This is a genomic window from Streptomyces sp. cg35 (assembly GCF_050410835.1).
In the GTDB taxonomy this organism is placed as follows: Bacteria; Actinomycetota; Actinomycetes; order Streptomycetales; family Streptomycetaceae; genus Streptomyces.
In genome coordinates, this window is sequence record NZ_CP191268.1 from 4,172,209 (window position 1) to 4,198,229 (window position 26,021).

Consider the following 26,021-nt stretch of genomic DNA (forward strand, 5'->3'; position numbering starts at 1 on the left):
AGTGCGCGGTAAACGGAATTGTTCCTCTTCTGCTACCCGGCAAATGATCGACGAACACCAGTCGGGCCCGACCGGAAGGAAAATCAATAACGCCCTTGAGGCATTATCGATGATCGCCGATCTAGGAATCCACGAGCGGGAAATCAACGGGGAACACAGAAAAGGCCCTGTTCACCATGGGTGGCGAACAAGGCCTCGACAAAGATCGAAACAAAGATCACGACAGAGAACAATGGCGCGCTCCGGGGAGCGGCCCGGTCCCTACGGCAGCGTCACGGGCGCCGCGGGCCAGCTCATGCGGATGAGTCCGCCCGACGCGTCGGCGGTGACCTCGACATCGTCCACGAGGCCGCTGATGACGGCGAGACCCATCTCGTCCTCGCCCTCCGCCTCCAGATCGTCGGCGGCACCACGGGCACCGGGCACCTCGGGGGCGGCCACGGTGCGCGGCGCCTCGTCGCCGACCTCGATGGAGAACTTCTTCTCCTCCTCGATCAGCGCCACCCGCACCGGCGCGGGGATGCCACTGCTCTGGTGCAGCCCCACGGCGCGGCTGCACGCCTCACCGACGGCGAGCCGGACCTCGTCGAGCACGGCCTCGTCCACGCCCGCCCTGCGCGCCACGGCGGCCGCCACGAGGCGGGCCGTCCTGACGTGCTCGGGCAGAGGGCTGAAGCGGAGTTCGACGGTGGCCATGCATCCCCCTCGGACATACGGGCGTGCTCTCGGGGACCGGGCCGGCCACGGCCCGATCCCCGCCATCAACCTGATCTACCGGATCGGCCTGATCAAACTGATCAGTCGGTCGCCGCGACGGCTTCCTCGACCGAGGTGTGGATCGGGAACACCTTGGTCAGACCCGTGATCCTGAAGATCTTGAGAATGCGCTCCTGGTTGCAGACCAGGCGCAGCGAGCCCTCATGGGCGCGCACACGCTTGAGACCGCCGACCAGCACGCCGAGCCCGGTGGAGTCGAGGAAGTCCACGCCCTCCATGTCGACGACAAGGTGGAAACTGCCGTCATTCACCAGCTCGACCAGCTGCTCGCGCAGCTTGGGCGCGGTATACACATCAATTTCGCCACCGACCTCGACGACCGTACGATCGCCGACGGTACGGGTCGACAGGGACAGGTCCACGGATCCTCCAGCACCTTGCTATCGAGCGGTCGCCCCTCGGGGATACCTCGGCTTGATCCCCCGGGACGGTTCGCCAGCCGCGATGGCATTCAATCACTTACCGGCAGGCGTGCACGACGCCTTGGGAGCATTGTCCGTCACGCCAGTGACACACTCGGTGCCGATGGCCAAGAATCACCGATCCGATCGACCCCCGGCACCCGCCGCCTCGCGCCCCTCTCCCGGGGTGGTCCTGGAGCGGCTCACCGCGGGTCCGAGCAGGGCTGCGCGCATCACTCATACGGAGCACTTGCCCCCTCGTCCGGGACGTCATGCCGTCTGGCCGGACCGGATCCGATCCGAGGTCATCGCCGCTGTACAGAACGCGGGAATCGAACACCCCTGGGCCCACCAGGCACGCGCGGCGGAGCACGCCCTGGACGGCGAGTCGGTGATCGTCGCCACCGGGACGGCCTCCGGCAAGTCCCTCGCCTATCTGGCCCCGGTCCTGTCGAAGCTGCTCGACGGCTCCGAGGCACCCAACGGACGCGGCGCGACGGCCCTGTACCTCGCCCCGACGAAGGCGCTCGCCGCCGACCAGTGCCGATCGGTGAAGGAACTTTCACAACCTCTGGGCCCGGCGATCCGCCCCGCGGTCTACGACGGCGACACTCCGTTCGAGGAACGCGAGTGGGTACGCCAGTACGGCAACTACGTCCTCACCAACCCCGACATGCTGCACCGCGGGATATTGCCCTCCCACCCGCGCTGGTCCTCCTTCCTCAAGGCGCTCAAGTACGTCGTCATCGACGAGTGCCACACCTATCGCGGCGTCTTCGGCTCGCACGTCGCCCAGGTCCTGCGCCGCCTGCGCCGCCTCTGCGCCCGCTACGGCTCCGACCCGGTCTTCCTCCTCGCCTCGGCCACGGCGGCCGAGCCGGCCGTCGCCGCCCGCCGGCTGACCGGCCTGCCCGTCGTCGAGGTCGCCGACGACGCCTCGCCCCGCGGCGAACTGGTCTTCGCCCTCTGGGAGCCTCCTCTCACCGAGATGCAGGGCGAGAAGGGCGCCCCGGTCCGCCGCACCGCCACCGCCGAGACCGCGGACCTGCTCACCGACCTGACGGTGCAGGGCGTCCGCTCGGTCGCCTTCGTACGGTCCCGCCGGGGCGCCGAGCTGATCTCGGTGATCGCCCAGGAACGCCTGTCCGAGATCGACCGCTCGCTGGCCCGCCGTGTCGCCGCCTACCGGGGCGGCTACCTGTCGGAGGAACGCCGCGCCCTCGAAGCCGCCCTGCACTCCGGCGAACTCCTCGGCCTCGCCGCCACCACCGCCCTCGAACTCGGCATCGACGTCTCGGGCCTGGACGCCGTCGTCATCGCCGGCTACCCGGGCACCCGCGCCTCCCTGTGGCAGCAGGCGGGCCGTGCGGGCCGCTCGGGCCAGGGCGCCCTCGCCATCCTCGTCGCCCGCGACGACCCCCTGGACACGTTCCTGGTCCACCACCCCGAGGCCCTCTTCGACCAGCCGGTCGAGTCGACGGTCCTCGACCCGGACAACCCGTACGTCCTGGCCCCGCACCTGTGCGCGGCCGCGGCCGAACTCCCCCTCACCGAAGCCGACATGGAACTGTTCGGCCCGGCGACGAGCGAGCTGCTCCCCCAGCTGGAAGCGGCGAAACTGCTGCGCCGCCGCACCAGGGCCTGGCACTGGACGCGCCGCGAGTCCGCCGCCGACCTGGCCGACATCCGCGGCGAGGGCGGCAGCCCCGTCCAGATCGTCGAGGCCGCCACGGGCCGGCTGCTCGGCACCGTCGACGCCGCCTCCGCGCACACGACGGTCCACGACGGCGCGGTCCATCTCCACCAGGGCCGCACCTACGTGGTCAAGCACCTCGACCTCGACGACGACGTCGCCCTGGTCGAACCGGCCAACCCCACGTACTCCACCACCGCCCGCGACACGACAGCCATCTCCATCCTGGAAACCGACATCGAAGTCCCCTGGGGCGAGGGCCGGTTGTGCTACGGCTCGGTCGAGGTCACCAACCAGGTCGTCGGCTATCTCCGCCGCCGTCTCATCACCGGCGAGGTCCTCGGCGAGACGAAACTCGACCTCCCTCCTCGTACGCTGCGCACCCGCGCCGTGTGGTGGACGGTCACCGAGGACCAACTCGACGCCGCCCGCATCAACCCGGAGATCCTCGGCGGCGCCCTGCACGCCGCCGAACACGCTTCCATCGGCATGCTCCCCCTCTTCGCCACGTGCGACCGCTGGGACATCGGCGGCGTCTCGGTCCCCCTCCACCCGGACACGCTGCTCCCCACGGTCTTCGTCTACGACGGCCACCCCGGCGGGGCGGGCTTCGCCGAACGCGCCTTCCACACCGCCCAGGAATGGCTCACCGCGACCCGCGCGGCCATCGCCTCCTGCGAGTGCGAGGCCGGCTGCCCGTCCTGCATCCAGTCCCCCAAGTGCGGCAACGGCAACGACCCCCTGCACAAGCGCGGAGCGGTACGGCTTCTGTCGGTACTGCTGAAGGGGGCGGGTGCGGACGCGGGCAGTACGGGGACGGGGCCGGGCAGCGCGGGGTCGGACGCGGCGGGGACGGCGCCGGTCAGCGGCTGAGTCCATGGGCGGGGCCGTGCGGCTCCGACCGGGGCGGGGCAGGGCGTCTCCACAGGACTCACTTCGGGGGCACCGCCCGTTCGTCGGGCCACGTCTCGCCCAACCCTCAAGCGCCGTACGGGCCTTCAAGGCCGTCCGGATCTACAGACCCATCCGGCTCTACAACCCGTCCGGATCTCCAGGCCCGTCCGGATCCCCAGGCCGGTTCGGGCCTTTGGGCCCGTCCTGGTCTTCGGGCGTCTTGTGCGAGTCCGGCCCTCGGAATATCCGCGTATCCGCGCGGGAAGCGCGACCGGGCACGACAGGCCCGGCACCCGTCATCACCTGAGACGACCACGGCACGATCCGTACCGCTCCGGCCGCCGCTGCCGGTCCTGGCGCGACCGGGCCCGCAGGCCCCGCCCGAGCCCTGACCCGGGCGGTGAACGCCCCGGATCCCGCGGCCGCGGTCACGTCGGACACCTCCCCGTACACCGCGCACCGCACGACTCTCGCTCCCTGAGCCCTGGCCACCCGGCCGGCCAGAGCGCACGCGTCCGCTTTCCCTTCCATCCAGTGATCGGCCGCCGCGAGCGCCGCGAGATCGGCCGCGCCGCCCGCCCGGTGCCGTGCCTCGACCGCCCGCCCCACGGCCAGCGCACCACCGAAGAGCGCCCCGATCGCGGCCAGCGCCATCACCACCCACACCGTCGCGGACCCTCGATCCGAACCCGCCCGGCCGGATCGCCGCACCCCGCGCGGCCCGTTCCTCCACCGTCTCCTCATGCCTCCCCCACCGTCTCCTCCGCCGCCGCCACGGCCTGCGCGCTCAACTCGACGGCGAGCGGCCCCGGTCCCGTCGACCGCGCCCGCACCGTCACCCGGACCAGGCCGCCCTCCCGGCTCACCTCGACCCGCGCACCGGACGGCGCGGCCTCACGCGCGGCGGCGACCGCCGCTCCCCGCGGCTCCTGCCGGGCCACGGCCCGCGCCCCGGCCCGCGCCGCGTCCACGCACCGGATCTGCGCGGACGCCGCCAGTACCGCCCAGACCAGCGCCATCGTGAACGCCACCAGCACCGGCAGCACCACGGCCGCCTCCGCCGTCACGAATCCCCGGTCCCGACGTCGATCGCGGAGCGCCTCAGAACGACCCATTGAGCGCCTTCGCCACCAGGGACTGCAACGCCGACTGCACCGCATCGCTCGTCACCACCTGGTACAGCAGCCCGGCGAAACCCACCGCCGCGATCAGCCCCACGGCGTACTCGGCGCTGACCATCCCGTCGTCCCTGCGTGCCGACGACCGCACCACCCGGGCCCAGCGCAGCACTCCCTGCCGCAGCCGCCCGCACGTCCACACCTTGCGCGTTCCTTCCATCACAACCCCCTGGAGAATCCATGCCGTTCGAGAATCACGGCTACTTGAGAACCACTACGGCTCGAGAAACACCGCTACTTGAGAACCACTGCTGCGTGAGAACCACTGCTGCTTGGGAACCACGGCTGCTCGAGAACCACTGCTGCGTGAGAATCTCTGCCGTTCGCTCATCGCCCGTACGGTCGGGCCACACCTGCGCCTCCCTTCACCGGCCGCCCAGCACTCCGTCCGCGAGGCCGATCACCACGGGCAGCACCCCGATCACGAGGAACGCGGGCAGGAAACACAGCCCCACCGGGGCCGTGATGACCACCGCCGCCCGACGTGCCACGGCCGTCGCCCGGCGCCCGCGCTCGGCTCTGCACTCCGCGGCGAACTGCGCCACGGGTGCCGCGGCCGGCGCCCCGGACTCCCCCGCCCGCTCCAGGAGCCGGACCAACGCACCGGCTCCCGGAATCGCCGCCAACTCCCTCCATGCGAGCGCCGGTTCACCACCGAGTCGCAGCTGCGCGGCACCCTTCGCCAACGCCCGTCCGACCGGCCCGCCCACCGACTCCCCCACCGCCCGCGCGGCCTCCACCGGCTCCGCACCGGCCGCAATACAGGCCGCCAACAGATCGGCCACCAGGGGAAGTTGCCGCTCAGCCTCAGCGCGCGCACCCGCACCCGCCAGTGCCGCTGCTCTCGCCCGCCCCTCCTCACCCCGCCGCCATCGCCATACGCCTGCCCCCGCGAGCATCCCGACCACCAGCCCGGCCACGCCGCCGATGAGCACATAACGGCGCTCACCGCCCCGGCCACCGGCCCCCAACGCCGCGCAACCGGGGGCACCTTCCACGGCCGTCGCACCGGCCGCTCCGCGACGGCCGCCAGTACGCACCTCACCCTCCGCCGCACCGCCCGCTGCCGCCGCCGCGCCCCGACCTCCAGCAGCAGCCACGCCACCAGCGCCGCAACACACAGCACTGCCCCCAGCCTGTGGACAACATCCATCGCCTCTCACTCCCTCAACCCTCGATCCGCAAGCGATGCGGCCTGACCTCACACCTCAAGCTCCGCACTCCGGGCTCCGGGCTCCGGGCTCCGACCTGCAGTCCTCATCCGCAGAGCCCGACACCACGCCACACCCCGGCACCCGGCACCCCGCACCCCGCACCCCGCACCCACCACGAACCCGCTAACCCCCCACCTCCGCCCCTCGCACAACCCGCACGGCCCACCACATCCCCACCGCCTCCAGCACCCCGCCCACCACAAGGCACCCCACCCCGGCCCCCGTATGCAGCAGCACCCGCAGCGGCTGTGCCCCCATCGCCGAACCGAGCAGCAGCCCGAGCACCGGCAGCCCGGCGAGCATCACCGCGGTCGACCAAGGGCCAGCCAACTGGGCTTTCAGGTCGGCTCGTTGGTCCCGCTCCGCCCGCAACGCACCCGAGAGCCGCTCAAGTCCGGCCGCGAGCCCGGCCCCTCGGTCGACGGCCACCCGCCAGCACGCCGCGAGCCCGTGCAACCCCTCGGCACCCGGCTCCCGCGCCGCCTCCCGCAGCGCGCCGGACACGTCCCCGCCGAACCGCGCGGCGGCCACCACGGCCGCGCTCCCCGCGCCGGACAGTGCCGCCGACTCCCGTACCGCGACAGCCAGCGCCTCCCCCGGCTGCCGCCCGGCGCGCACCTCACCCGCCATCAGCCCGCACAGCCCGATGACCGCGTCCCCGCGTCGCTCCCGATCGCCCCGCGCCTCCCGAGCCCGCCGCACCCGCGCCGCACCCGGCACGGCGCAGGCCCCGATCACGAGCGGCACCACCGACGCCCCGAGGAGACCGATCACCAGCCCGCCGGCCACGCACCCCCATTCGGGCCGCCTCTTGCCCCACCTCCACCAGCGCTCGACGACGCACCGCCACCCCGACACCGCGCCCTCGCCCGGCCCGACGCCCAGCACCGCGCGGGCCCGTCGCACCTCCGCGTCCCGCATCCCGGCGGCCCACAGCACCGCCACCATTCCCAGCACCCCGATGACCGCTCCCGACACCGCCCAGTTCCTCACGGCAACCGCACCCCCAACAGCTCCCCGAGCCGCGCCCACCCCTGCCCCGGCACGAACCCTCGCTCGCCCCACTCCAGCGCCGACACCGCCCGCACCCACCCCGCCGCGTCCCGCTCCAGCACATGCACCTGCGCGAGCCGCCGCAGCCCACTCCGGTCCCGTACGAGATGCAGCACCACGGACACCGCGGCCGCCAACTGGCTGTGCAGCGCCGCACGATCGAGCCCGGCCGCCGTCCCCAGCGCCTCCAGGCGCACCGGGACATCACTCGCCGCGTTGGCGTGCACGGTCCCGCAACCGCCTTCGTGACCCGTGTTGAGCGCGGCCAGCAGGGACACGACCTCGGCGCCGCGCACCTCACCGACCACGAGCCGGTCGGGGCGCATCCTGAGCGCCTGCCGCACCAGGTCCTCCAGGCCCACGGCCCCGGCGCCCTCCTGATTTGCGGGCCGGGCCTCCAGCCGCACCACGTGGGGATGGTCCGGCCGCAGCTCGGCGGAGTCCTCGGCCAGCACGATCCGCTCCCGCGGCCCGACCAGGCCGAGGAGCGCGCTCAGCAGCGTCGTCTTGCCGCTGCCCGTCCCGCCGCTGATCAGGTAGGACAGCCGCGCGTCGAGCAGTGCCCGCAGCACACGGTCGCCACCCGGCGGCACGGTCCCCGCCGCCACCAGTTCCTCCAACGTGAAGGCGCGGGGCCGTACGACCCGCAGCGCGAGACAGGTGCAGCCCACCGCGATCGGCGGCAGCACCGCGTGCAGCCGGGTCCCGTCGGGCAGCCTCGCGTCCACCCAGGGCCGGGCGTCGTCGAGGCGCCGCCCCACCACGGCCGCGAGCCGCTGCGCCAGCCTCCGTACGGCGGACGCACTTTCGAAGGTGACTCCGGTCAACTCCAGTCCGCCGCCCCGGTCGACCCACACCTGATCCGGCGCCGACACCAGGACGTCCGTCACCGAAGCATCCGCGAGCAACGACTCGAGCGGCCCGGCTCCCACCAGCTCCGACCGCAACTGCCCCGCCGCGCCCAGCACTTCGGCGTCCCCCAGAATCCGGCCCTGGGCCCGCAGCGCCTCGGCCACCCGCGCGGGGGTCGCCTCCGCCCCGTTCTCCGCGAGCCACTGGCGTACGCCGTCGAGCATCCGCGCCCCGACCACCGCACTCACGGGCAACCTCCCGCATCCACCCCACACGCCACCTGCATCCCGCCCACCTGCATCCCGCCCACCACTTCGACCGCTTCAGGCACCCCAGCCGCCCCAGCCGTCTCAGTCGTCTCAGTCGTCTCAGTCATCTGAGCCACCTCACGCCCCCCGCTCACAGGCCGCCCCCATCCCCCGACCCCACCGACATCCGCCCCCACAACTCAGCGCAGAACCGCCCCAACGGACCCCCCACACCCAGCCCCGCTCCAGTCCCCGAGCCCGGTCCCGACCCGGCCAACACCCGGCCATCGAGCGGCACTTCACCCGCCAGTGGCAGCCCGAGCAGCCGCGCCACCTCGTCCCCGTCGAGGGCGGCAGCACCACGCGTCGGCGCCGTCACCACGCGCAGATCGCGCAGCACCATCCCCACCGCCCCGGCCATCCGCCGGGCCGCCGCGACGGCCCGCAGTTCCGGTGGCACCACGAGCAGCCCCAGGTCGAGCTGGGCCAGCGCCTCCACCGAGCCGGCGTCGACCCGGCGCGGCAGGTCCACCACCATGACCCCACCCCGGCGCCGGCCCGCCGCGAGCACCGCCCGCACGGCCTCCGGCGGCACCGCGGCCAGCTCACCGCGGTCCCAGCTGAGCAGCCGCAGATCGTGCAGCCGGGGCAGCGACTCCTCCAGGGCGGTGCTGCCGACCCGCCCCCGCGACTGCGCGAACGCGGGCCAGCGCAGGCCGTCCACCGCCTCACCGCCGAGCAGCACGTCGAGCCCGCCGCCGAGCGGGTCAGCGTCCACCAGGAGCGTGCGGTGCCCGGCCCGCGCGGACGCCACCGCCAGTGCGCACGCCAGCGTCGAGGCGCCTGCTCCGCCCCGGCCGCCGATCACCCCGACGGTGAGCGCGGGGCGGCCCACGCCCTCGGCGACGTCGGCGATCCGGTCCATCAGCCACTGCTCGCCGTCCGGCAGCATCAGCACATGGTCGGCACCGATCTCCACGGCCCGCTTCCACACCCCGGAGTCGTCCTGGTCACGCCCGACCAGCACGACGCCCCGCCGTCGGGCCACCCCGCGCAGCCGGCCCGCGGCATCGTCCCCGACCAGCACGAGCGGCGCCGCCTCCCAGCCGCCTCTGGCCTCGGGCACCCCGTGCCCGACCTCGGGCCGCACGCCCGCCGCGGCGCACAACCGCAGCAGATCGTCCAGCAGTTCCACGTCCTCCGTCACGATCAGCGGCGCGCGCCGCACGCCCCGCGCGTCACCCGCGATGACTTCCGTCACGATCCGGCCCCCTCTCTTTGCACTCGCCCGCACCCGCGGGCGATCCGGTCCGCCGCGAAGCCCCGGCGCCGGAGCCCCGAATACCGGCCGCCGCTCGCGGCCCGGCCATAACGAACCGGCCATGAACGCCGGTCCGAACTTCGCGTGCGGAATCACCGTGCAGCGATCCCGGAAATCGTGTGGATCTTGGTCAATAACTGTGGACGCGAGAACGCTTGTGAATATCTCCGTCACCCATACCGGTGACGCCACGAAGGCACGTCGGAACCTCCGCAGAGCATCCTGACGGTCACACACCGTGACGACGGGGTGTGGGTCAACTCCCGTTCGCAGCACGGGAATCACCGGCGAAGGGGCAAGAAAAAAGGACCCGAAAACGGGTCCGGACATGCGACGACCCCCGCCGGGGGGGAGAGCGGGGGTCGTCCCCACGGTCCGACTCGGGGGGGGAGGAGCCAGACCGGGTTAGCACGGTCGCGAACGATCCGTGACTTCCATGGTGTACCCGAGAGCCTTCTCAGGCAAACCCACGCGCCCCAGCTTACGCCGAATGGTGGGCGCCTATGCTCACCATCGTGGAAAACCACTCCTTGACCCACTCCATGCCCCGCACAGCCGCGTTCTTTGACCTGGACAAGACGGTCATCGCAAAGTCGAGCACGCTCACCTTCAGCAAGTCGTTCTACCAAGGCGGGCTGATCAACCGGCGGGCCGTGCTGCGCACCGCGTACGCGCAGTTCGTCTTCCTCGCCGGCGGTGCCGATCATGACCAGATGGAGCGCATGCGCGAGTACCTCTCGGCGCTGTGCCGCGGCTGGAACGTGCAGCAGGTGAAGGAGATCGTCGCCGAGACGCTGCACGACCTGATCGACCCGATCATCTACGACGAGGCGGCGTCCCTCATCGAGGAACACCACACCGCCGGGCGGGACGTCGTCATCGTCTCCACGTCGGGTGCCGAGGTCGTCGAGCCGATCGGCGAGCTGCTCGGGGCGGACCGGGTCGTGGCCACCCGCATGGTCGTCGGGGACGACGGCTGCTTCACGGGCGAGGTGGAGTACTACGCGTACGGGCCGACGAAGGCGGAGGCCATCGAGGAGCTCGCGCGGACCGAGGGGTACGACCTGGCGCGGTGCTACGCGTACAGCGACTCGGCGACGGACGTGCCGATGCTGAGCGCCGTGGGCCATCCCCACGCGGTCAATCCGGACCGGGCGCTGCGTCGCGAGGCGCTCGCGCGCGAGTGGCCGATTCTGGACTTCCACAAGCCGGTCCGGCTCAAGCAGCGGCTGCCGAACCTCTCCGCCCCGTCGCGTCCGGCCCTGGTCGCGGCGGCCGCGGTCGGCGCCGCGGCCGCCACCGCGGGCCTCGTCTGGTACGCCAGCCGGCGCCGGTCACTGGCCGCCTCGCGCTGAGATCTCGGAAAACGGCGCCCGATTCGCCCCTGTTTGAACCTAAAAGTAAAGAAGTGCAGCCAGGGCTTCCGCTTCTCCCAGGGGAGGAGTACAAAGGAGTCAACGGCCCGCGAGACCAAGGACATCCGAGAGGATCACCTTCACACGCAAACCAGGCCCCACGGACCGAAGCATGAACACCGGGCACCCACGCGACGTCGACCCGTCGATTACGGGCCAGCCGCACCAGGTGACGGGCAACGTCCCGACCTGATGGGCAACATATCGAGGACGCTTGGTAACCCGGCGAGTCATGCCAGCGGCGGTACGAGGACTCGTACCGCCGCACCCCTGTTCGGGGACTGTTCCGAGACGCGGGTGCTTTACGCGGCGCCGCGCTGCAGCGCCTCGCACACCGCGGTCGACTCCCTGACGCCCAGCTCGACGGACCTGCCGCAGTGGGCGATCCAGGCCGCCATCCCCTCCGGCGTGCCGGAGACATAGCCTTCGAGCGCGGCCGCGTACGCCGCGCGCCCCTGCTCCGCGTGCCCCACCTCGGCGGGGCAGATCGACTTCGGGTCGAGGCCGCTGCCCACCAGGACGATGCGCTCGGCCGCCCGGGCGACCAGGCCGTTGTGCGAGCCGAAGGGCCGCAGCGCGAGCAGCTCGCCGTGCACCACGGCGGCGCTCACCAGGGCGGGCGCCGCGCTCCCCGCGATGACCAGCTGCGAGAGTCCTTCGAGCCGGCCCGCCACCTCGTCCGCGTCCGGCAGCGGCAGCTCGATGAGCGGCTCGTCGACCGGCTCGCCCGGCGTGCGCGGGCGGCCGACCGCGTCCCCCTGGTCGGCGGCCGCGACCAGATGCAGCCGGGCCAGCACGCGCAGGGGCGACTGCCGCCAGATGGACAGGAGTTGACCGGCCTCGGCGGTCAGCCGCAAGGAGGCGCCGACCGTGCGCGCCTCGTCGTCGCCGTCCCCGCCGCTGAAGTCGGTACGCCTGCGCACCTCTTCGAGCGCCCAGTCGGCGCCGGACAGCGCCGCGCTGCCCCGAGCGCCGCGCAGGGCCGCCTCGGAGGTGACCTCGTTGCTGCGGCGCCGCATGACCCGGTGCCCGTAGACCCGGTCCACAGCCTTGCGCACGGAGTCCACGGAATCGCTCACGCCGGGGAGCGTTCCGAGCGTGGCAAGAGGATCGGCTGTCGTACTCATGAGTACGACCCTACGGGCCCTGGGCCCCCGCCCCACGATGGAGTGGTCTTCTTCACGCGAGTGGGACACGGAAAGCGATCGCGCCGCTACGCTACGTGAACATGAAGATCGCTTTCGTGGGGAAGGGCGGCAGCGGCAAGACCACGCTGTCCTCGCTCTTCATCCGTCACCTCGCCACCACCGGATCCCCGGTCGTCGCCGTCGACGCCGACATCAACCAGCACCTCGGAGCCGCGCTGGGGCTCGACGAGGACGTCGCCGCGGAGCTGCCCGCCATGGGCGCCCGGCTGCCGCTCATCAAGGACTATCTGCGCGGCTCGAACCAGCGGATCGCCTCCGCCGACACGATGATCAAGACGACGCCGCCCGGGGAGGGCTCGCGGCTGCTGCGCGTCCGGGAGAACAACCCGGTGTACGACGCCTGCGCGCGTCCGGTGGAACTCGACGGCGGCACCGTCCGTTTGATGGTCACCGGCCCCTTCACCGAGGCCGACCTCGGTGTCTCCTGCTACCACTCCAAGACCGGAGCGGTGGAGCTGTGCCTGAACCACCTGGTCGACGGCCGTGACGAGTACGTGGTGGTCGACATGACCGCGGGCTCCGACTCCTTCGCCTCGGGCATGTTCACCCGCTTCGACATGACGTTCCTCGTCGCCGAGCCGACGCGGAAGGGGGTCTCGGTCTATCGCCAGTACAAGGAGTACGCCCGGGACTTCGGGATCGACCTGAAGGTCGTGGGGAACAAGGTGCAGGGCGAGGACGACCTCGACTTCCTGCGCGCCGAGGTCGGCGACGACCTGCTCGTCACCGTCGGGCACTCGGACTGGGTGCGTGCCATGGAGAAGGGGCGCCCGCCGCGCTTCGAGCTCCTGGAGGAGGCGAACCGGGGCGCCCTGCAGGCACTCCAGGCAGCCGCCGACGCGACGTACGGGACCCGCGACTGGGAGCGCTACACGCGCCAGATGGTCCACTTCCATCTGCGCAACGCCCAGAGCTGGGGCAACGAGCGGACCGGGGCCGACCTGGCTGCTCAGATCGACCCCGACTACGTCCTTCAGGAGAGTGTCACCACAACTGCCTGACGACGCTCACGACTTGGTGGCCGGTGCGCCCGGTACCCCCTTGGGGGCCGGGGCCGGCTTGCCGGTGAGGAAGGACGCCCAGCCCTGCCGGGGCGCCTGCCCGACGTCGAGCTTCGTGAGCTTGGCCAGGGTCTTCGGGTCCTGCGCGTCGAGCCAGTCGGCGAGCTGCCGGAAGGAGACACAGCGGACCTCGGGCTTGTTGCAGACCGTGTGGACCGTCTCCTCGACGGCACGCATGTAGACGCCGCCGTTCCAGGATTCGAAGTGGTTGCCGATGATCAGCGGGGCGCGGTTGCCCTTGTAGGCGCGGTCGAAGCCCGCGACCAGGCTGTCGCGCATCTGGTCGCCCCAGTACTCGCGCTTGTCGGGGTCGCCCTGGGTCGTGGTGCCCGACTGGTTGACCATGAAGTTGTAGTCCATGGTGAGCTGCTCGTAGGAGTGCCCGCGGAAGGGGACGAGCTGCATGGACAGGTCCCACAGGCCGTTCTTCTTCTTGGGCCACAGCTGGTTGTTGACACCGCTGGTGTCGTAGCGGAAGCCCATCTCGGAGGCCGCGCGCATGAAGTTCTTCTGCCCTTCCAGGCAGGGGGTGCGGGCGCCGACGAGTTCCTTGTCGTAGTCGAAGGGCAGCGGGGCCGCCTTCTTCAGGCCCGTATTGGTCTTCCACGCCTTCACGAAGGACTTGGCCTGCTGGATCTCGCTCTTCCACTCGGCCACCGACCACTGGCCGACGCCACCGCCGCTGCCGCAGAAGTGGCCGTTGAAGTGGGTGCCGATCTCGTTGCCCTCGAGCCAGGCACCGCGCAGCTGGTCGACGGTGTCCTTGATTCCCTTGGCGTCGTTGAAGCCGATGTCGGAGCGGCCGGGCGAGTGCTGCGGCGCGTGGTACAGGTCCTTCTTGCCCTCGGGGAGCATGTAGACGCCGCTGAGGAAGTACGTCATGGTCGCGTTGTTCGCCTTGGCGACCTTGCGGAAGTGCGAGAAGAGCCTCTGGCTGTCCTCGCCGGCGCCGTCCCAGGAGAAGACCACGAACTGCGGGGGCTTCTGGCCCGGTCTGAGCCGCTCGGCTCTCGGCAGGTGCGGCTGCTGACCGGTGTAGGCGGTCGAGCCGTCGCCGATCAGCCGGACCACGCTGCCGGGGGCGGCGGGCGCGGCCTTCTTCGGACCGGGGGCGCCCTGCTTGGGCGCGGCGCCGGTGTCACTGTTCGCGCAGCCGACGAGGACCGCGGCGCACGCCGCGGCGGCGGCGATGGCCGCGGTGATCCTCAGGGTGGCGATCCGCTGGGTGGCGGCCATCTTCCGCCCACCTACTTCCTTGAGTCGACCTGCAAGACGGCGAATGCGAGAAATGCCCGCTTTGCGCGAGCGGCGCCGTCAACGTCGCACGAGGTCCGCACGGAATTTGTACGACAAGCCGACCAGGATTCTTATTCACTCTCAGGAGTGAAGTATTACCCCATTTGCCCGTTTAATCCGTCCACAACCTTTACTCTGCATTACGATCCGTTTACCGAGCGTTGCTTTCATCCCGCCGCTGCACGCCGTGAACCACGGCCGCGATCGACCCCGCCCACCACGAGGGGTCCCCCACATTCCGCGACCGCGCTGCACCCCGGAGGAGACGGGAAACATGTCAGCCTGCGTACCCACTCGCACCAGTGACTCCGACCGGACGGACGAGCCGACAGCCGCCGCCCGAAAGGCCCACAGCCCCCCGCCGGGGCCCGGCCGCCGCTTCCGTATCGCCGGCGCCGATCTGTCGGCGTCCATCGCGGTCTTCCTGATCGCGCTCCCCCTGTCCCTGGGCATCGCCCTGGCGACCGGCGCGCCCCTGGAATCGGGGCTCGTCGCCGCCGCCGTCGGCGGACTCGTCGCCGGCCTGCTGGGCGGCGCCCCACTCCAGGTCAGCGGCCCGGCCGCCGGCCTGACCGTGGTCACCGCCGAGCTGATCCAGCGCTACGGCTGGCGGACCACCTGCGCGATCACCGTGATGGCCGGGATCGCCCAGCTCGGGCTCGGCTGCCTGCGGGTGGCCCGCACGGCGCTCGCCGTCAGCCCCGCCGTCGTGCACGGCATGCTCGCCGGCATCGGCATCACCATCGCCGTGGCCCAGCTGCACATCGTCCTCGGCGGCACCCCCGAGAGCGCCGTGCTCGACAACTTGGCCGCGCTGCCGGCCCAGTTGGCGAACGTGCAGCCGGCCGCGCTCGCCGTGAGCGCCCTCACCCTCACCGTGCTCTTCGCCTGGCCCCGTGTCCCGGGACGCGTCGGCCGCGTCACGCGCAAGGTGCCCGCGGCGCTCATCGCGGTGACCTCCGCGACCGCGGTCACTGCGCTGTTCGGCCTGACGCTGCCCGAGGTCGACCTGCCGTCCTGGAGCAGCCACGCGCTGGCCGGACTTCCGGACGGGCCGGTGCTCGGAATCGCCGCCGCCGTCCTGACGACCACCCTGGTGTGCAGCGTGCAGTCGCTGCTCGGGGCCGTCGCCGCGGACAAGCTGGCCGCCGGCCGGCCCGATCTGCCGCCCAGGATGCGCCGCTCGAACCTGGACCGCGAGCTGCTGTCCCAAGGCGCCTCGAACATCGTCTCCGGATCGCTCGGCGGGCTGCCCGTCGCGGGCGTCGCGGTGCGCACCACGGCGAACATCAACGCGGGTGCGGTCAGCGGGAACTCCGCGATGCTGCACGGCGTTTGGGTAGTAGCCGCAACGCTCCTCCTGGTCCCCGTCCTGGAGCTGATCCCGCTCGCCGCGCTCGCCGCCCTGGTGATGGCGGTCGGCATCCAGATGGTGTCGCTGAACCACATCCGCTCGGTGACCCGCCACCGCGAGGTCCTGGTGTACGTCGTGACGACCCTCGGCGTCGTCGTCTTCGGCGTCCTGCAGGGCGTCGGGCTCGGCGTCGCGGTCGCCGTCGGCGTCGCGCTGCACCGCCTCGCCCGCACCCGCATCACGCACGAGGAGGACCCGCACGGTGTCCACCATGTGCGGGTCAGAGGGCAGTTGACGTTTCTCGCCGTGCCACGCCTGAGCCGCTTCCTGCACCAGGTCCCCCAAGGGGCCGACGCGGTCGTCGAGTTGGACGGCTCCTTCATGGACCATGCCGCGTTCGAAGCGCTGCAGGGCTGGCAGAAGTCGCATACGACCCAAGGGGGAAAAGTGGAGTTGACCGGCCGCTCCGGGGCCCGGATCGCCGAGCCCGCGAGCACGGCGCACACGTGCTGCCGGCCCTGGACGCCGTGGCGCAACCACCACTGCGACCGGCCGCACACCGCGGCGCCCGAGACCGCGGCCGAGACCAGGACCGAGACCGCCGCGCCGCGGCGTGGCGGGCATCAACTGGCCAGTGGGATCAGCGCGTTCCAGCGCGACACGGCTCCGCTGGTCCGCGGTGAGCTGGCGCGGCTGGCGCGCGAGGGGCAGAAGCCCACGCAGTTGTTCCTGACCTGCGCCGACTCGCGGCTCGTCACGTCGATGATCACGTCGAGCGGTCCTGGCGACCTCTTCGTCGTACGGAACGTGGGCAATCTCGTGCCCCTGCCCGGCGCCGAGAGCGGGGACGACTCGGTCGCGGCCGCCATCGAGTACGCCGTGGACGTGCTGGAGGTCCAGTCGATCACCGTATGCGGGCACTCCGGATGCGGTGCCATGCAGGCGCTGTTGAGCAGCCCGCCCACCGGCGGCGCGCTCACCCCCCTCAAGCGGTGGCTGCGGCACGGCAATCCGAGCCTGGAGCGGCTGGCGGACAAGGAGCTGCCGTGGGCACGGCTCGCCGGGCGGGCCCCCGCCGACACGGTGGAGCAGCTCTGTCTGACCAATGTCGTCCAGCAGCTGGAGCACCTGCGGGCGCACGAGTCGGTGGCCAGGGCCCTGGAGCGGGGCGCGCTCGAGCTGCACGGGATGTACTTCCACGTCGGTGAGGCCCAGGCCTATCTGCTGGAGGAGGCCGATCCCGTCTTCGGTCAGGTCGCGGCCACGACCTTCGACGACAGCAGCGTCAGCGGCGCCGCGCGCGCCTGAACCGTCCCTTTCCCCCGCACGTGGAACGGGATGAGAACGTACGGCTCCCGGCCGGTCCGGCCGGGAGCCGTCTACAGGTCTAAACCAATTCGCCGACCCCCCTTGTCACCAGGGGTCGGCGTCTGATGAGCTGTGGCCTGGGACACAACGGTCGCCCCCGCAAAGCAGCGCAAGGGAGATGTCGTGAGCAACGAAAGCCTGGCCAACCTTCTTAAGGAGGAGCGACGCTTCGCGCCGCCGGCTGACCTGGCGGCGAGCGCCAACGTCACGGCCGAGGCGTACGAGCAGGCCAAGGCTGACCGGCTCGGTTTCTGGGCCGAGCAGGCCCGCCGCCTGACCTGGGCGACCGAGCCGACCGAGACACTGGACTGGTCGAACCCGCCGTTCGCCAAGTGGTTCAAGGACGGCAAGCTCAACGTCGCGTACAACTGCGTCGACCGGCACGTGGAGGCCGGGAACGGCGACCGGGTCGCGATCCACTTCGAGGGCGAGCCGGGCGACAGCCGGGCCATCACCTACGCCGAGCTCAAGGACGAGGTCAGCCGAGCCGCCAACGCGCTGACCGAACTGGGCGTCCAGCAGGGCGACCGCGTCGCCGTCTACCTGCCGATGATCCCCGAGGCGGTCATCTCGATGCTGGCCTGCGCCCGCATCGGTGCCGCGCACTCGGTGGTCTTCGGCGGCTTCTCGGCCGACGCCATCGCCAAGCGCATCGAGGACGCCGACGCCAAGGTCGTCATCACCTCCGACGGCGGCTACCGCCGCGGCAAGCCGTCGGCCCTCAAGCCGGCCGTCGACGACGCGCTGACCCGCGTCGAGGGCGTCGACAAGGTGCTCGTCGTGCAGCGCACGAAGCAGGACGTCGCCTGGACCGAGGGCCGCGACGTCTGGTGGCACGACGTCGTCGGCCGCCAGTCGGCCGAGCACACCCCGCAGGCCTTCGACGCCGAGCAGCCGCTCTTCATCCTCTACACGTCGGGCACGACGGGTAAGCCGAAGGGCATCCTGCACACCTCCGGCGGCTACCTGACGCAGGCCAGCTACACGCACCACGCCGTCTTCGACCTCAAGCCGGAGACCGACGTGTACTGGTGCACGGCCGACATCGGCTGGGTCACCGGGCACTCGTACATCACGTACGGTCCGCTCTCGAACGGTGCGACGCAGGTCATCTACGAGGGCACCCCGGACACCCCGCACCAGGGCCGGTTCTGGGAGATCGTGCAGAAGTACGGCGTCACGATCCTCTACACGGCGCCCACCGCGATCCGTACGTTCATGAAGTGGGGCGACGACATCCCCGCGAAGTTCGACCTGTCCAGCCTGCGCGTGCTCGGGTCGGTCGGTGAGCCGATCAACCCCGAGGCGTGGGTCTGGTACCGGAAGAACATCGGCGGCGACACGTGCCCCATCGTCGACACCTGGTGGCAGACCGAGACCGGCGCGATCATGATCTCGCCGCTGCCGGGCGTCACCGAGACCAAGCCGGGCTCGGCCCAGCGCCCGCTGCCCGGCATCGCCGCGACCGTCGTCGACGACGAGGCCAACGAGGTGCCGAACGGCGGCGGTGGCTACCTGGTCCTCACCGAGCCGTGGCCCTCCATGCTGCGCACCATCTGGGGCGACGACCAGCGGTTCATCGACACCTACTGGTCGCGCTTCGAGGGCAAGTACTTCGCCGGTGACGGTGCCAAGAAGGACGAGGACGGCGACATCTGGCTCCTCGGCCGGGTCGACGACGTCATGCTCGTCTCCGGGCACAACATCTCGACCACCGAGGTCGAGTCCGCGCTGGTCTCGCACCCGGCCGTCGCCGAGGCCGCCGTGGTCGGCGCCGCCGACGAGACGACCGGTCAGGCGATCGTCGCCTTCGTGATCCTGCGCGGCAGCGCGAACGCGGACGACGAGAACCTGGTGGCCGACCTGCGCAACCACGTGGGTGCCACCCTCGGCCCGATCGCCAAGCCCAAGCGGGTCCTGCCCGTCGCCGAGCTGCCCAAGACGCGCTCCGGCAAGATCATGCGCCGTCTGCTGCGCGACGTCGCGGAGAACCGGGCGGTCGGTGACGTCACCACGCTCGCCGACTCCTCCGTGATGGACCTGATCCAGACGAAGCTGCCGGCGGCGCCCAGCGAGGACTGATCCCGCCCCAGCACGGCGAACGGGCACCCGGCGAGCGCGCCGGGTGCCCGTTTCGTGCGTATGGTGATGATCACCAGGTACGCCATGCGTACACCCGGTAGGGTGAAGGGCGCGTCAAGAACGCGACAGGAAGTCCACAGGGTGTGCCGGGAAGTCTGGTCGGCGAGCAATCAGCCGTACCTGACCGGAGGTCTCACACGTGAGCGCGCCCCAGAAGAACGACCGCAAGGCACTCGGCCGGCTGTCCCTGCCCGAGCGGAACTTCGTGGCCGACGCCCTGCGGGCCGAGACCGTCGGCGGTGTCCTGCTGCTCGTCGCCGCCGTCGCGGCCGTCATCTGGGCCAATGTCCCGGCGATCAGCCACAGTTACGAGACCGTCCGCGACATCCACATCGGGCCCGGCGCGCTCGGCCTCGATCTCTCCCTCCAGCACTGGGCCGCCGACGGCCTCCTCGCGATCTTCTTCTTCGTCGCGGGCATCGAACTCAAGCGCGAACTCGTCGCCGGTGATCTGCGCGACCCGAAGGCCGCCGCGCTCCCGGTCGTCGCCGCCCTCTGCGGCATGGCCGTGCCCGCCCTCGTGTACACCCTGGTCAACGTGGTCGGGGGCGGCTCGATGGACGGCTGGGCCGTGCCGACCGCGACCGACATCGCGTTCGCGCTGGCCGTCCTCGCCGTCATCGGTACGTCGCTGCCGAGCGCCCTGCGCGCCTTCCTGCTGACCCTCGCCGTCGTCGACGACCTCTTCGCGATCCTGATCATCGCGGTCTTCTTCACCAGCGACCTGAACTTCGCCGCGCTCGGCGGCGCCGTCGTCGGCCTCGCCGTCTTCTGGCTGCTGATGCGCAAGGGCGTACGCGGCTGGTACGTCTACGTGCCGCTCGCGCTCGTCATCTGGGGCCTGATGTACAACAGCGGCATCCACGCCACCATCGCCGGTGTCGCCATGGGCCTGATGCTGCGCTGCACCCGCCGGGAGGGCGAGGAGCAGTCCCCCGGCGAGCACATCGAGCACCTGGTGCGGCCGCTGTCGGCCGGGTTCGCGGTGCCGCTGTTCGCCCTGTTCAGCGCGGGTGTGGTCGTGTCGGGCGGGGCGCTGGGGGATGTCTTCACCAAGCCCGAGACGCTCGGTGTACTGCTCGGCCTCGTCGTCGGCAAGGCCGTCGGCATCTTCGGCGGTACCTGGCTGACGGCCCGCTTCACCAAGGCGTCGCTTTCGGACGAGTTGGCCTGGCCGGACGTGTTCGCGGTCGCCTCCCTCGCCGGCATCGGTTTCACCGTCTCGCTGCTGATCGACGAACTGGCCTTCACCGACGACCCGGTGCTCACCGACGAGGTCAAGGCCGCCGTCCTCATCGGCTCGCTGCTCGCGGCCGTGATCAGCGGCGTACTGCTGAAGATCCGGAACTCCAAGTACCGCGCCCTGTGGGAAGAGGAGGAGCGTGACGAGGACCTCGACGGCATCCCCGACATCTACGAGAAGGACAAGCCGGAGTACCACCTGCGGATGGCCGAGATCTACGAGAAGAAGGCCGCGGAGCATCGAAGGCTTGCCGAAGTGACGGGCGGGGCAGGCGGCGGGGACGAGCGTCCGGCATGATCTGACAGCAAGTCCGCACATCCGGAGCATCCACAAGCTTCTACAGGAAAACAGGGAGTACGCGATGAGCGCACCCGACGGCAGCCCGGTCGGCTCCGAACGCAGCGTCGGCCAGCTGTTCGCCTCGGCGACGACCGAGATGTCCGCACTGGTGCACGACGAGATCGCCCTCGCGAAGGCGCAGCTCAAGCAGGACGTGAAGAAGGGCGTGGTGAGCGGCGGCGCCTTCTCGGCCGCGCTGCTGGTACTGATCTTCTCGCTGCCGATGCTGAGCTTCGCGCTCGCGTACGGCATCAACACCTGGACGGGCGGGCACAACGGCAACGGCGGCTGGAACCTCGCCTGGTGCTTCCTGCTCTCCTTCGCTGCGAGCCTGTTCCTCGCGGTCCTGCTCGGGCTGATCGGCATCGCCTTCGCCAAGAAGGCCAAGAAGGGCAAGGGCCCGCAGAAGGTCGCCGCGTCGGTCAAGGAGACGGCGGGCGTACTGCAGAACGCCAAGCCGCACCCCCGTCAGGTGACGCCCGCCGACCGTGTCCCCGAGGCCATCGAGGCTGTGGCACGCTCGTCTTCATGACGGACCCCGCCACTCCTTCGGCCCAGCCGCCCTCCTCTGTCGTACGTCTGGACGGTCCCTGGACCCACCGGGACGTCGCGGCCAACGGCGCGCGCTTCCACATCGCGGAGATGGGCGACGGGCCGCTCGTGCTGCTGCTGCACGGTTTCCCGCAGTTCTGGTGGAGCTGGCGGCATCAGCTCGTCGCGCTCGCCGACGCCGGTTTCCGGGCCGTGGCCATGGACCTGCGGGGCGTGGGCGGCAGCGACCGGACGCCGCGCGGCTACGACCCGGCGAACCTCGCGCTCGACATCACCGGTGTGGTGCGCTCGCTCGGCGAGCCGGACGCGGCGCTCGTGGGGCACGACCTCGGCGGCTATCTCGCCTGGACCGCGGCCGTGATGCGGCCCAAGCTGGTGCGCCGGCTCGCGGTGTCGTCGATGCCGCACCCGCGGCGCTGGCGCTCGGCCATGCTCTCGGACGTCAAGCAGACCGCCGCCGGATCGTACATCTGGGGCTTCCAGCGGCCGTGGCTGCCGGAGCGTCAGCTGGTCGCGGACGACGCGGCGTTGGTCGGCCGCCTGGTCCGGGACTGGTCGGGGCCGCACCAGCCCGACGACGAGACCGCGCAGACGTATCAGCGCGCCATGTCCATCCCGTCGACCGCGCACTGCTCGATCGAGCCGTACCGGTGGATGGTGCGGTCGATGGCCCGCCCTGACGGCATCCAGTTCAACCGGCGGATGAAGCGGCCGGTCCGGGTGCCCACGCTGCATCTGCACGGCTCGCTGGACCCGGTGATGCGCACCCGCAGCGCCGCGGGCTCCGGCGAGTACGTCGAAGCGCCCTACCGCTGGCGCCTGTTCGACGGCCTCGGCCACTTCCCGCATGAGGAGGACCCGGTCGCGTTCTCCAAGGAACTGGTGAGCTGGCTGAAGGACCCCGAGCCCGACCGGTAGGCACCAACGACCAGCGCCGGTCCCGGCCGGGGGTCCGGGGGTTGTCCCCCGGGAAGGCACAGCCCGCATGAGGAGGACCCGGTCGCGTTCTCCAAGGAACTGGTGAGCTGGCTGAAGGACCCCGAGCCCGACCGGTGAGCGCCCGGTATCCGGGCGCGAACGTCTGTCCTACGAACAGCCAAATGCCTGGCGCATAAGCCAATTTGGGGGCCGTGGGGGCGATTACCGACCATGAGGCCCGGGCACACGTCGGTGTATGGGCTGGACGCACGACTACAGTGACGCAGCACGCAATCGCCGCCCAGCGATGACGCTGGGCTCTCTCCAGAGGGGAGCGCCGGAAGGGTACGCGGCGCACGATCCCCGGCTGGGGATCCCGCGCATCCTGCGCCGTAGGGCCCGGTGGATGTCCGCCCGGCTGCGCCACAGCGGGCGCGGCTGACACATTCCCGGTCCACCCGGACCTCTCACAGGGCGCAGGCGTCCGTGTCCACCTGCTGGACCGCCGTGCGGCCCTGGGTGATGTCGGTGTGGATCTCGTCCCCGGACAGCGCGTAGCCCGTCTGCGCGTCGTCCAGGGACTTGGCGAAGACCACGCCGTAGACCCGGCCGTCGGGGGTCAGGAGCGGTCCGCCGGAGTTGCCCTGACGGACCGTCGCGAAGAGCGAGTAGACATCGCGCCGGACGGTGCCGCGGTGGTAGATGTCCGGGCCGTTGGCCGTGATGCGGCCGCGGACGCGCGCGGGTCGCACGTCGTACGCGCCGTTCTCCGGGAAGCCCGCGACGATCGCGCTGCCGCCGCGCTGCGCGTCCGTCGTCGTGAACTGGAGCGGGGGCGCCTTCAGCGTCGGCACGTCCAGGACCGCGATGTCGCGCTTCCAGTCGTAGAGCACGACCTTCGCGTCGTACTTGATGCCCTCGCCGCCGATCTGCACGGTGGGCTCGTCGACGCCGCCGACCACATGCGCGTTCGTCATCACGCGGCGGTCGGAGAAGACGAAGCCGGTGCCCTCCAGGACCTTGCCGCAGCTGGGCGCCTGGCCCACGACCTTGACGATCGACCGCTTGGCGGTCAGCGCGGTCCGGCTGTTCGCCAGGGCCGGGTCGGGTGGCTGGACCTCGGTGATCGGCTCGTTCGCGAACGGGCTGAAGACCTGGGGGAAACCGTTCTGCGCGAGCGTGGAGGAGAAGTCGGCGAACCAGGTGTCGGCCTGGGTGGGCAGCGCCCGTGATACCCCCAGCAGCACCTTGGAGCTGCGGACTTCCTTGCCGAGCGTGGGCAGCGTCGTACCGGCGAGGGCGGAACCTATCAGCCAGGCGACCAGGAGCATCGCCGCGACGTTGACCAGGGCGCCGCCCGTCGCGTCGAGCGCGCGGGCCGGGGACCAGGTGATGTACCGCCGCAGCTTGTTGCCCAGGTGGGTGGTGAAGGCCTGGCCCACCGAGGCGCAGACGATCACGACGACCACGGCGACGACCGTGGCGGTCGTCGTCACCTCCGCGTCACTGGTGGCCGCTCCCCAGATGACGGGCAGCGTGTAGACCGCGACGAGGCCGCCGCCCAGGAAGCCGATCACCGACAGGACGCCGACGACGAAGCCCTGGCGGTAGCCCACGATCGCAAACCAGACGGCGGCTGCGAGCAGCAGGATGTCCAGCACGTTCACCGATTCAGGCCTCGCCTCGCATCGCGGATCTCCACTTCCCGGCCGGGGTCACGGGGTCGGTCTCCGGGACGCCACGGCACGGGGGCCACCCTGTCATGCGCGCCAGTCGAGTGGGACCGTCTTCGCCCGGTCCCAGGGGCGCTCCCATCCCGCGTAGTGCAGGATCCGGTCGATGACGCCGGCCGTGAAGCCCCACACCAGCGCGGATTCCACGAGGAACGCGGGTCCTTTGTGGCCGCTGGGGTGGACGGTCGTCGCCCGGTTCTCCGGGTCCGTGAGATCCGCCACGGGGACCGTGAAGACGCGGGCCGTCTCCGCCGGGTCGACCGCGGCGACCGGCGTCGGCACCCGCCACCAGCCGAGCACCGGGGTCACCACGAAGCCGCTCACCGGGATGTAGAGCTGCGGCAGCACGCCGAAGAGCTGAACGCCCCTCGGGTCCAGGCCCGTCTCCTCCCAGGCCTCGCGCAGGGCGGCGCGCAACGGGCCCTCGGTGCGCGGGTCGCCGTCCTCCGCGTCGAGGGCACCGCCCGGGAAGGCCGGCTGGCCCGCGTGCGATCTGAGGGAGCCCGAACGCTCCATGAGGAGCAGCTCGGGGCCGCGCTCGCCCTCGCCGAACAGGATCAGGACCGCGGACTGTCTGCCCGCGCCGTCCTTCGGGGGCAGGAAGCGGCTGAGCTGTTCGCCGCGGACGGTGCGCGCCGCGTGGGCGACGGGGTCGAGCCAGTCGGGCAGGCCCTCCGTGCGCAGCGTGACGTCAGGGACGTGCGGGGCGGCACCGCGGGCCGCGTCACCGGTGCCCTGAAGGTCACCGGCCGCGCCCGGTCCGTCGATCCCGTCGATCCCGTCGATCTCGCTCACGTGCTTCATCTCGCCGCCCCCGTACCTGTCGTGATTCGCCCAACGCCCGGCCGCCCCCGATTCGTTCCGTCATCCGGGAACGTCACCCGGTCGTGCCACCCAGCGGCGGGGCCGGGAGACCGCCCGCGTCCAGGTACGACTGCGGGGGCTTGAGGCGCTGGCCCGGGAAGCCGCCCTTCTCGTACTTGAGCAGCTTCTTCGCCTTCTCCGGGTCCGTCTCGCCCTCGCCGTACGCCGGGCAGAGCGGGGCGATCGGGCAGGCACCGCAGGCCGGCTTGCGGGAGTGGCAGATACGGCGGCCGTGGAAGATCACGTGGTGGCTGAGCATCGTCCACTCGCTCTTCGGGAACAGCTCGCCGATCGCCTTCTCGACCTTGTCGGGGTCGGTCTCCTCGGTCCACTTCCAGCGGCGCACGAGCCGGCCGAAGTGGGTGTCGACGGTGATGCCCGGCCGCCCGAACGCATTGCCCAGCACGACGAACGCCGTCTTGCGGCCCACGCCGGGCAGCTTGACCAGGTCCTCCAGTCGGCCGGGCACCTCGCCGCCGAAGTCCTCGCTCAGCGCCTTGGCCAGGCCCATGATCGACTTCGTCTTGGCGCGGAAGAACCCGGTCGGCCGGATCAGCTCCTCGACCTCTTCCGGGTCGGCCGCGGCGAGGTCCTCGGGCGTGGGGTACTTGGCGAACAGCGCCGGAGTCGTCTGGTTCACCCGCAGGTCGGTCGTCTGGGCCGACATGACCGTGGCGACGACCAGCTGGAACGGGTTCTCGAAGTCCAGCTCGGGGTGCGCGTACGGATACGTCTCCGCGAGCTCACGGTTGATCTTCCGGGCCCGGCGGACGAGCGCGGTGCGGCTCTCGGGCTTGGCGGAGCCGGTCTTCACGGCGGGCTTCTTCGCGGGCATGAGCTAGGCGGCCTTTCCCAGTACGGACACGGTCTCGGGCGGGGTCGGCCCGGTGGAGCGGG

22 protein-coding genes and 1 pseudogene are annotated in these 26,021 nt (G+C 71.4%); 9 read left to right on the top strand and 14 right to left on the bottom strand.

Features of this window, described 5'->3' with window-relative positions; all coding sequences use genetic code 11:
* Window positions 1-261: 261 nt before the first annotated feature.
* Both ACQUQD_RS18850 and bldG read right to left on the bottom strand, forming a co-directional pair.
* A complete protein-coding gene (locus ACQUQD_RS18850; protein ID WP_428953274.1) occupies window positions 262-696 on the bottom strand; it encodes an ATP-binding protein in 435 nt (144 codons plus the stop codon).
* A 101-nt stretch (window positions 697-797) separates the two neighbouring features.
* Window positions 798-1,139 carry an anti-sigma factor antagonist BldG gene (gene bldG, locus ACQUQD_RS18855; RefSeq protein WP_003975386.1) on the bottom strand — a complete coding sequence of 114 codons (342 nt, stop codon included), beginning with the start codon at window positions 1,137-1,139 and terminating at the stop codon, window positions 798-800.
* A gap of 82 nt (window positions 1,140-1,221) precedes the next feature.
* On the opposite strand from bldG, the gene ACQUQD_RS18860 reads away from it, so the two are divergent.
* Complete coding sequence (locus tag ACQUQD_RS18860) at window positions 1,222-3,744, top strand: DEAD/DEAH box helicase (RefSeq protein ID WP_428953275.1); 2,523 nt, start codon at window positions 1,222-1,224, stop codon at window positions 3,742-3,744.
* Window positions 3,745-3,903: 159 nt separating this feature from the next.
* Here the strand turns inward: ACQUQD_RS18860 and ACQUQD_RS18865 are convergent, their stop codons facing one another.
* The 7 genes and pseudogenes from ACQUQD_RS18865 to ssd all read right to left on the bottom strand — a co-directional run bounded on the left by ACQUQD_RS18865 (window position 3,904) and on the right by ssd (window position 9,571).
* A complete protein-coding gene (locus tag ACQUQD_RS18865; protein ID WP_428953276.1) occupies window positions 3,904-4,509 on the bottom strand; it encodes an Rv3654c family TadE-like protein in 606 nt (201 codons plus the stop codon).
* Window positions 4,506-4,880 carry a TadE family type IV pilus minor pilin gene (locus ACQUQD_RS18870; RefSeq protein ID WP_428953277.1) on the bottom strand — a complete coding sequence of 125 codons (375 nt, stop codon included), beginning with the start codon at window positions 4,878-4,880 and terminating at the stop codon, window positions 4,506-4,508. Before ACQUQD_RS18870 ends, ACQUQD_RS18865 begins: the two co-directional genes overlap by 4 nt.
* Window positions 4,867-5,103: a DUF4244 domain-containing protein gene (locus ACQUQD_RS18875; protein WP_428953278.1), complete on the bottom strand. Its 237-nt coding sequence runs from the start codon at window positions 5,101-5,103 to the stop codon at window positions 4,867-4,869. Before ACQUQD_RS18875 ends, ACQUQD_RS18870 begins: the two co-directional genes overlap by 14 nt.
* A 205-nt stretch (window positions 5,104-5,308) precedes the next feature.
* Window positions 5,309-6,096: pseudogene (locus ACQUQD_RS18880) on the bottom strand (type II secretion system F family protein).
* Between the two features lie 184 nt (window positions 6,097-6,280).
* Window positions 6,281-7,105 carry a type II secretion system F family protein gene (locus ACQUQD_RS18885; RefSeq protein ID WP_428957598.1) on the bottom strand — a complete coding sequence of 275 codons (825 nt, stop codon included), beginning with the start codon at window positions 7,103-7,105 and terminating at the stop codon, window positions 6,281-6,283.
* 41 nt (window positions 7,106-7,146) lie between these two features.
* Window positions 7,147-8,286, bottom strand: a complete 1,140-nt coding sequence (locus ACQUQD_RS18890; RefSeq protein WP_428957599.1) for a TadA family conjugal transfer-associated ATPase — start codon at window positions 8,284-8,286, stop codon at window positions 7,147-7,149.
* A 175-nt stretch (window positions 8,287-8,461) separates the two neighbouring features.
* On the bottom strand, window positions 8,462-9,571 hold the full coding sequence (ssd, locus tag ACQUQD_RS18895) for a septum site-determining protein Ssd (RefSeq protein ID WP_428953279.1): 1,110 nt from the start codon (window positions 9,569-9,571) through the stop codon (window positions 8,462-8,464).
* Between the two features lie 563 nt (window positions 9,572-10,134).
* On the opposite strand from ssd, the gene ACQUQD_RS18900 reads away from it, so the two are divergent.
* On the top strand, window positions 10,135-10,986 hold the full coding sequence (locus ACQUQD_RS18900; RefSeq protein ID WP_428953280.1) for an HAD family hydrolase: 852 nt from the start codon (window positions 10,135-10,137) through the stop codon (window positions 10,984-10,986).
* Window positions 10,987-11,348: 362 nt separating this feature from the next.
* Here the strand turns inward: ACQUQD_RS18900 and ACQUQD_RS18905 are convergent, their stop codons facing one another.
* Entirely contained in the window at window positions 11,349-12,173 is an 825-nt protein-coding gene (locus ACQUQD_RS18905; protein ID WP_428953281.1) for an oxidoreductase, read from the bottom strand.
* 101 nt (window positions 12,174-12,274) lie between these two features.
* Between ACQUQD_RS18905 and ACQUQD_RS18910 the strand changes: the two genes are divergently transcribed.
* Window positions 12,275-13,255 (top strand): ATP-binding protein, encoded by a 981-nt coding sequence (locus ACQUQD_RS18910; protein ID WP_428953282.1) that lies wholly within the window; start codon window positions 12,275-12,277, stop codon window positions 13,253-13,255.
* 6 nt (window positions 13,256-13,261) lie between these two features.
* Here ACQUQD_RS18910 and ACQUQD_RS18915 read toward each other — a convergent pair whose 3' ends face one another.
* Window positions 13,262-14,551, bottom strand: a complete 1,290-nt coding sequence (locus ACQUQD_RS18915) for a hypothetical protein (protein WP_428953283.1) — start codon at window positions 14,549-14,551, stop codon at window positions 13,262-13,264.
* Between the two features lie 334 nt (window positions 14,552-14,885).
* Here ACQUQD_RS18915 and ACQUQD_RS18920 point away from each other — a divergent pair, with 334 nt between their 5' ends.
* From ACQUQD_RS18920 to ACQUQD_RS18945, 6 genes are all read left to right on the top strand, one after another.
* Complete coding sequence (locus ACQUQD_RS18920) at window positions 14,886-17,273, top strand: bifunctional SulP family inorganic anion transporter/carbonic anhydrase (protein WP_428953284.1); 2,388 nt, start codon at window positions 14,886-14,888, stop codon at window positions 17,271-17,273.
* Window positions 17,274-17,456: 183 nt separating this feature from the next.
* Window positions 17,457-19,415 carry an acetate--CoA ligase gene (gene acs / locus ACQUQD_RS18925; RefSeq protein ID WP_428953285.1) on the top strand — a complete coding sequence of 653 codons (1,959 nt, stop codon included), beginning with the start codon at window positions 17,457-17,459 and terminating at the stop codon, window positions 19,413-19,415.
* A 199-nt stretch (window positions 19,416-19,614) separates the two neighbouring features.
* The gene (nhaA, locus tag ACQUQD_RS18930) at window positions 19,615-21,015 is read left to right on the top strand and encodes a Na+/H+ antiporter NhaA (protein WP_428953286.1); all 1,401 of its coding nucleotides are present in this window, start codon (window positions 19,615-19,617) and stop codon (window positions 21,013-21,015) included.
* Between the two features lie 64 nt (window positions 21,016-21,079).
* The gene (locus ACQUQD_RS18935) at window positions 21,080-21,589 is read left to right on the top strand and encodes a phage holin family protein (protein WP_428953287.1); all 510 of its coding nucleotides are present in this window, start codon (window positions 21,080-21,082) and stop codon (window positions 21,587-21,589) included.
* A complete protein-coding gene (locus ACQUQD_RS18940) occupies window positions 21,586-22,527 on the top strand; it encodes an alpha/beta fold hydrolase (protein WP_428953288.1) in 942 nt (313 codons plus the stop codon). The genes ACQUQD_RS18935 and ACQUQD_RS18940 overlap by 4 nt, the downstream gene beginning before the upstream one ends.
* A gap of 256 nt (window positions 22,528-22,783) precedes the next feature.
* Window positions 22,784-22,969: a hypothetical protein gene (locus ACQUQD_RS18945; RefSeq protein WP_428953289.1), complete on the top strand. Its 186-nt coding sequence runs from the start codon at window positions 22,784-22,786 to the stop codon at window positions 22,967-22,969.
* Between the two features lie 25 nt (window positions 22,970-22,994).
* Here the strand turns inward: ACQUQD_RS18945 and ACQUQD_RS18950 are convergent, their stop codons facing one another.
* From ACQUQD_RS18950 to nth, 3 genes are all read right to left on the bottom strand, one after another.
* Window positions 22,995-24,194, bottom strand: coding sequence for a MarP family serine protease (locus ACQUQD_RS18950; protein WP_428953290.1), 1,200 nt, complete (start codon window positions 24,192-24,194; stop codon window positions 22,995-22,997).
* Window positions 24,195-24,287: 93 nt separating this feature from the next.
* A complete protein-coding gene (locus ACQUQD_RS18955) occupies window positions 24,288-25,064 on the bottom strand; it encodes an NUDIX hydrolase (protein WP_428953291.1) in 777 nt (258 codons plus the stop codon).
* Window positions 25,065-25,137: 73 nt separating this feature from the next.
* On the bottom strand, window positions 25,138-25,959 hold the full coding sequence (gene nth, locus ACQUQD_RS18960) for an endonuclease III (RefSeq protein WP_428953292.1): 822 nt from the start codon (window positions 25,957-25,959) through the stop codon (window positions 25,138-25,140).
* Window positions 25,960-26,021: the final 62 nt, after the last annotated feature.

Coding starts and splice junctions, on each gene's coding strand:
- ACQUQD_RS18850 (WP_428953274.1), bottom strand. CDS start 696: ATGGCCACCGTCGAACTCCGCTTCAGCCCTCTGCCCGAGCACGTCAGG.
- ACQUQD_RS18860 (WP_428953275.1), top strand. CDS start 1,222: ATGGCATTCAATCACTTACCGGCAGGCGTGCACGACGCCTTGGGAGCA.
- ACQUQD_RS18865 (WP_428953276.1), bottom strand. CDS start 4,509: ATGAGGAGACGGTGGAGGAACGGGCCGCGCGGGGTGCGGCGATCCGGC.
- ACQUQD_RS18870 (WP_428953277.1), bottom strand. CDS start 4,880: ATGGGTCGTTCTGAGGCGCTCCGCGATCGACGTCGGGACCGGGGATTC.
- ACQUQD_RS18875 (WP_428953278.1), bottom strand. CDS start 5,103: ATGGAAGGAACGCGCAAGGTGTGGACGTGCGGGCGGCTGCGGCAGGGA.
- ACQUQD_RS18885 (WP_428957598.1), bottom strand. CDS start 7,105: ATGGTGGCGGTGCTGTGGGCCGCCGGGATGCGGGACGCGGAGGTGCGA.
- ACQUQD_RS18890 (WP_428957599.1), bottom strand. CDS start 8,286: ATGCTCGACGGCGTACGCCAGTGGCTCGCGGAGAACGGGGCGGAGGCG.
- ACQUQD_RS18900 (WP_428953280.1), top strand. CDS start 10,135: ATGCTCACCATCGTGGAAAACCACTCCTTGACCCACTCCATGCCCCGC.
- ACQUQD_RS18905 (WP_428953281.1), bottom strand. CDS start 12,173: ATGAGTACGACAGCCGATCCTCTTGCCACGCTCGGAACGCTCCCCGGC.
- ACQUQD_RS18910 (WP_428953282.1), top strand. CDS start 12,275: ATGAAGATCGCTTTCGTGGGGAAGGGCGGCAGCGGCAAGACCACGCTG.
- ACQUQD_RS18915 (WP_428953283.1), bottom strand. CDS start 14,551: ATGGCCGCCACCCAGCGGATCGCCACCCTGAGGATCACCGCGGCCATC.
- ACQUQD_RS18920 (WP_428953284.1), top strand. CDS start 14,886: ATGTCAGCCTGCGTACCCACTCGCACCAGTGACTCCGACCGGACGGAC.
- ACQUQD_RS18935 (WP_428953287.1), top strand. CDS start 21,080: ATGAGCGCACCCGACGGCAGCCCGGTCGGCTCCGAACGCAGCGTCGGC.
- ACQUQD_RS18940 (WP_428953288.1), top strand. CDS start 21,586: ATGACGGACCCCGCCACTCCTTCGGCCCAGCCGCCCTCCTCTGTCGTA.
- ACQUQD_RS18945 (WP_428953289.1), top strand. CDS start 22,784: ATGGGCTGGACGCACGACTACAGTGACGCAGCACGCAATCGCCGCCCA.
- ACQUQD_RS18955 (WP_428953291.1), bottom strand. CDS start 25,064: ATGAAGCACGTGAGCGAGATCGACGGGATCGACGGGATCGACGGACCG.
- nth (WP_428953292.1), bottom strand. CDS start 25,959: ATGCCCGCGAAGAAGCCCGCCGTGAAGACCGGCTCCGCCAAGCCCGAG.